The following is a 5,693-nucleotide window of genomic DNA, read 5'->3' on the forward strand; positions in this document are numbered from 1 at the left end:
AGGCACACCGCCCTCACCCTGTTTCAGGATTGCGAGGATCTGCCCGTCCGTAAATCTCGATTTCTTCATCGTTGTCTCCGTGCTTTATCAAAGCCGAAGAAGTCCAGTTTTCAAGTCACTTAATTTCGGGGATGATTACCGTGGGTATAGGACTTTATTCCGTTCATCGGCGTTCGCACACATTCTCTACAACTTTGTTTTATCTAATTCTTTTTTTCTTTTTCGTTAACGTCCGTTCACACGAACTTGCCTTTTGTCGCGTTATTTGGCACAAATATGGCACAAATTTCGAGCTTTATTTGCGAGCACTCAATGGCCACGTCCCGCCTCCGCGCACTCACTGATCGACAGGTCCAGACGCTGCAAGCGACCACAAGCGTGGGCGGCGTCCCCGGTCTGGAGTGTGTCGTATCTCCATCGGGCACTAAGTCGTGGAGACTGCTCTATCGCGTCACGGGTGACACATCCGCACGGCGACGCTCGCTGGGTCTTGGCCGCTATCCCACTGTCGGTCTCGCCGAGGCGCGCCAGCGATCTAACGAGGCCCTTCGACTGGCCTCGGAAGGAACAGACCCGAAGCATGAGCGCGAAGAGAAAGCCCGCAAGCATGACCTGACGGTTTCACAGGCAGTGGACGAGTATCTCGCGTGGTGCCGCATGAACAACGTGGCGGCCACAGCCCAGGACAAGCAATCCGTGTTCAAGAACCACGTCCTGAGAAAGCTGGGATCGTCTCCTCTTGTGTCGATCACGCGAAAGGACATCGCTAACATTCTGGATAAGCTCGGTGACAGGCCGGCTCGCCGTCGCACAGCCTACAGCTATCTGCGCCACTTCTTTCAATGGGCTGCAGAGCGGGAGTTTATCGACGTAAATCCCTGTCTTGTCATCCGGACGCCCAAGACCGTAGCTGCGCGAGAGCGCGTCCTGACCGACGATGAAATTCGCTCACTCTGGACAGGCACCAGTGTGCTTTGCGCCATGGCACGCCTGCAACTTATGACGGCACAGCGAATTGGCTCTATCGGACGCTTGCGGTGGCAAGACCTGGACCTCAAGGGCATGATTTGGAACATCCCGGCCCACGACATGAAATCTGCAAAATCACATGCTGTTCCTCTGTCTGACCGAGCAGTCTTGCTTCTTTCGGGTTGGCCCCAGCTACCAGGTCCCTACGTTTTTGGCGTCGGGAGCGACGGAGCCAAGGGTTTCAACGGTCGATCCAAAGGTATGATGCACATGCGCAAGAGCGGCATTGCTGGTGATTGGCGACTGCACGATCTGCGCAGAACGGCCGTCACCCTCGCACAGCGCGGCGGCGCAGGCATCGACGAGATCACGGCGCTCACACAGCACAAAGTTGCCGGTGTCATCGGAATTTATGCGAGGCACGGCTACGAGCAGGAGAAACGGTCCGTCGTGGATATCGTTGGCAGACAAATCACGAATATTCTGGGGCCAGTGCACGACTGATCGACCAGGTCATTTTTCAGTTTGTCCGAGCAGACCTGCGCGAGCGCCATCCCAAGCGATGCCGCGCTCAGCCCGCCTGCTATCAATCTCATAATGCAGTTCCAGACTGCCTGGCAGCAAGTTGATCGCGGGTTTGGCGTCGTCTGCGAATGACATGAACCGTTGGTCGTTTGACTTGTAAGGCGCCCAAAGTGGCCGGTCGCCACCATTCGGGTCGCCCGTCTTTGCGAAATTCACCCAGTAGGCTGACATAGTCTCGGCGAGCGCCAGATCATCGGACCGCACCGTCACATCTGACTGCCACTGAACGTCCAGATTGTTGAACACGAACGGAATTTCGCTAGCGTGGAACGCACCGAGTTTTCGTTGTTCAGATCCAAAGGATACCCACCGTTCTGTTTCACCAAAGGGGGCGACATGGGAAAAGTAGTATAGCCATGCGGGAGCTCCGACTCGCTCCATAAGACCAGCCCAATATTCCATCCGCCAGCCGAACTCGGAATCCCTGTAGGAATCAAACACAGCATCGGTCAGCTGTGCCGCCGGGTATTGCTTCAAATATGCGGCCGCAAGATCGCCGTAGCGTGTTTGAAGTTCTGCCTCATAGTCTGCTGCGCTGGCTGGCGTTGGGGCAACGACACCGTAGTCCGACAGGCCGCTTCCCTCGTCGGAATTGAACCCGACAATGACCGGCACCGCATGTTGCTCACCATGCGCAAAAGTGTCGCGGACAGGGCGATTGAAAACGGTCCGGTCAACCACAACAAACTGTCCAAAATTGGGAACCCCTTCGCCAGGCACTGTCTTGTCCAGCAGATCCTGAGCCGTCATGCTTCGCAAGCCTTGGAGCCCTTCTTTCGTCACCTGCGCGGCAAATGACTGCCCCATCGACTCGGCGGAGGCGTAGCCCATTGCCGGTTCTTTCAAGCTTGGCATAGCGTAGAAATAGGCGCCGCTCTGACCGATCGCCTTTTGAAAGAGGCCATCAGACATAGGGGTTGCCATCATCAGGCTGACAGCCCAACTTCCGGCCGATTCCCCGAAGATAGTGACATTATCTGGATTACCGCCGAACGCAGAAATGTTTTCCCGCACCCAACGGAGTGCGGCGACCTGGTCGGTTATACCAAAGTTAGCGGCAATGCCGTCAGGGTTTTCAGCTGACAACTCGGGATGTGCGAAAAAGCCGAAAATCCCCATTCGGTAGTTGATCGACACGACGATCACCCCCTGCCTTGCTAAGGCCTCACCGTCATAGACGGGCATACTGCTAAAGCCGGTCGTGAATCCCCCACCATGGATCCACACCATCACCGGCAAATCCGCCTGCTCGGTATGACCGGTTGATAATGGCGACCAGACATTCAAATGGAGACAGTCTTCGCTCATGACCGGGACCGGCTCTATGTACATCAGCGGTTGTTCTGTCCCTGGGCCAAAACTCATCATCTCCGGCGGATTCGGTTGCATACATGCCGGGCCAAACTGCTTAGCACTCCTACGTCCCGTCCAGGCGGGAGCAGCTTCAGCCGCCGTCCAGCGTCGATCGCCTACAGGAGGGATCGCGTAAGGGATCCCCTTATAGGACGAGACAACGCCATCAGCCGACACATCCCCCACAAGGTCGCCCTGAGGAATCGTCAGTCGCACCTCGTCGGCTAAAACTGCCTGCGCTGCCAGGCAGCACATGACCAGTGCACTCCCCAATTGTCCGATCATCTTGATGGGATACATTATCTGATCTCCAAATTGCTATTTGTCGCTTACGCGTGCTCCGGTCGCACTGCACGCCTTGTCAGCCGTCGAAGCCGAGACGGGCAAAGTCGGCGATGTTCCTGGCGGTGTCTCGGCTTATGTCCGGGCAGCAGATGGGAAAGATTTCGGTGCCATGGATGGTGCCCATGACCTGCCTGCACCGGGCACTTACACCACCCTGAAGAAGTCGCCTGTAGAATGCGATCCCTTCGTCCCTCAGAGGATCGCATTCATTCACGCTGATGATAGTTGGTGGCAGTCCTTTAACGTCATCAGCCGTCGCAAAGCCGGGCCATGCCAACGGGTTCCTTTGCTCAAAGGCTTCGATACCATATCCCATAGCTCCACGATTGTGGTGCAGCTGAAGCATGATGCCATTATTCTCGATTGATGATGGGTGCTCTGTCAGCGGCCATTGACCCGCCACGTAAGGACAGAGCGCATACATCCCTTGAATCAGGCCAAGCTTACCATCCTGCTTCAACCTCAATCCTGTTGCGAGGGTCAGGTTACCCCCGCCGCTCTCGCCTGCCACAATGATCCGCTCAGGATCGATGTTGAGCTTGCTGCTATTGGCATGAACCCAGGCAAGCCCCGACACGCAATCATTCAGGCCAGCGGGAAACGGTGCCACTTCCGAGACAGAAGAGGCCAAAATTGCATTGCGAAAGTCGACCATCGCAACAGCAACGCCATTAGCCGCAATCATCCGGCCCCAGGCCTTGTAATTTCCGTCGTAGCAGGAGAGACGCTCCATTCCTCCGCCATGAATGTAGTATACGCACGGCACGCGCTCATTGGTATCTGGCCGGATGAACTGGATGTTGATTGAATTGCCGTCAGGTACCGACTGAACCTGCTCGGTGTGCACGCGAAGCCCGTGTGATGGGGCAATTTCCTCAGAATCGCACATGTCGAGAAAAGCCTTTAGTCCAGCCGCGCTAGCTTGTGCTTCTGGTGTGCTTTCTTCGCGCAATATGTCTTCACGACTATTCACGTCACCTAGCTCCGGGCCCATATCGAAAGCTGAAAAGACAGCCTTGATACGGGGGTCTATGCGAGGGTCATTGGCGATTTTTGAAGTCATTTTTGAAGCTTCCCCAATTTCGGAAATATATTCCGATAAAGCATGTCATGGCAAAAGAGCGGTTCAGTAGTTCCATCCAAGCCGGAGGCCGACTGTCCGGGGTCGCAATGTGCTGTAGCGGTTCAAGGAATAGTTTGCCGCGTCGATAAAGATCACGTCCTGGTTATTGGTCAGGTTCTCGACGTAGAGAACCGCACTGATATTGTCTTTTGACCATCCGAGACTGGCGTTGAAATTCTCATATGCTGGAACCTTTGCGAAGGCCGCATTGGGAATTGGCACGCCTGCTGTATTCGGGAAGGCGTTTGCGTACGATCCAACATATTGAGCATCAAGCCGGGCATAGAGCTCAGCACCAGAAGCCAACTGCCAATCATGCTTGATGTATCCTCCCGCCTTCACTTCAGGTGATGACAGTTTTGCTCCGACCACTGCGCCAGAAATCAGAGCTTCTTCCGGGGTCACATCGGTGACTTCAGCGCTTTGCAAGGTCAGGTTGAACCCGCCGACCATGTTCTCCGTAAACAGGGCTTCGAGCTCAGTTTCGAGGCCATAGGACCGCGCCTTGCCCACTGTTCCAACATAGGGCGTGGCATCGGATGAGCGAACCAGCGGCACCTGCATCGGCCCCCAGTCGATATAGTATGCCGCGACGTTTGCCCTCAGTCGCCCATCCAGCCAAACCGTCTTTGCGCCTACTTCGTAGTTCCAGAGCGAATCCGCTTCTGCCAGGCTTGGAATGATGGTCGGATCTGTTGGATCAATTGCGCTGACCCCGCCATTTCCAGCCGACGGACCGTTCGGATGGCTCCGTCTGAAACCTTGGGCAGCAAGCGCATAGTATGTCTGGTCATCTGTCGGTTGCCAGTCGATTCCGATCTTCCCGATGACCTTGTTCTGCTTACCGGTTGAGTTCTTCGATGCAACCGAAGGCACCTTGGCGATGTCTGCACCGCCAAACCCGAAAAGGGCTGTAAATATCGCAGGAATCAAGTCTGGCGTAGAGAAGCCGAGCCCTGTGTCTTCATCGACAAATTCATACTGGGATGCGCGAAGGCCGCCCGTAATCGTGAGAGTATCGGTGGCGTGAAAATTGACCTCTCCGAACACGGCTGCTTCGAAATTCGTTTTACCGCGTATATCATTTGTTGAGTCCGCGTTGGGTGTGACAATGGGTGCGAGACCGGTGATGCCTAGCCCGCCCAGGAAGGCTTCGGGAAAATTGAATGCATCAAGGTAATCGCTCTTTTGATCCAGATAGTAGACACCCGCCACCCAGTCGAACCGCCCACCAGGAGTAGACACCAGCCTAGCTTCTTCCACGAAGGAGTCGGTTTCAATGGTCTCCTGAAAATAGAAGGGCAGCACGTCGGTCAGA

4 protein-coding genes are annotated in these 5,693 nt (G+C 55.3%); 1 reads left to right on the forward strand and 3 read right to left on the reverse strand.

The window, feature by feature from the left end; all coding sequences use genetic code 11:
* Positions 1-276 precede the first annotated feature (276 nt).
* Positions 277-1,473 carry a tyrosine-type recombinase/integrase gene (locus ACESNI_RS10410; RefSeq protein ID WP_373086559.1) on the forward strand — a complete coding sequence of 399 codons (1,197 nt, stop codon included), beginning with the start codon at positions 277-279 and terminating at the stop codon, positions 1,471-1,473.
* A 9-nt stretch (positions 1,474-1,482) separates the two neighbouring features.
* Here ACESNI_RS10410 and ACESNI_RS10415 read toward each other — a convergent pair whose 3' ends face one another.
* The 3 genes from ACESNI_RS10415 to ACESNI_RS10425 form a co-directional block, all read right to left on the reverse strand.
* Entirely contained in the window at positions 1,483-3,162 is a 1,680-nt protein-coding gene (locus ACESNI_RS10415; protein ID WP_373086560.1) for a carboxylesterase/lipase family protein, read from the reverse strand.
* Between the two features lie 106 nt (positions 3,163-3,268).
* Positions 3,269-4,315, reverse strand: coding sequence for an alpha/beta hydrolase (locus ACESNI_RS10420; RefSeq protein ID WP_373086562.1), 1,047 nt, complete (start codon positions 4,313-4,315; stop codon positions 3,269-3,271).
* A gap of 63 nt (positions 4,316-4,378) precedes the next feature.
* Positions 4,379-5,693 (reverse strand): TonB-dependent receptor (locus ACESNI_RS10425; protein ID WP_373086563.1); only part of this gene is annotated, 1,315 nt, incomplete at its 5' end.

The sequence above is a fragment of the Sneathiella sp. genome (assembly GCF_041689005.1).
In the GTDB taxonomy this organism is placed as follows: domain Bacteria; phylum Pseudomonadota; class Alphaproteobacteria; order Sneathiellales; family Sneathiellaceae; genus Sneathiella.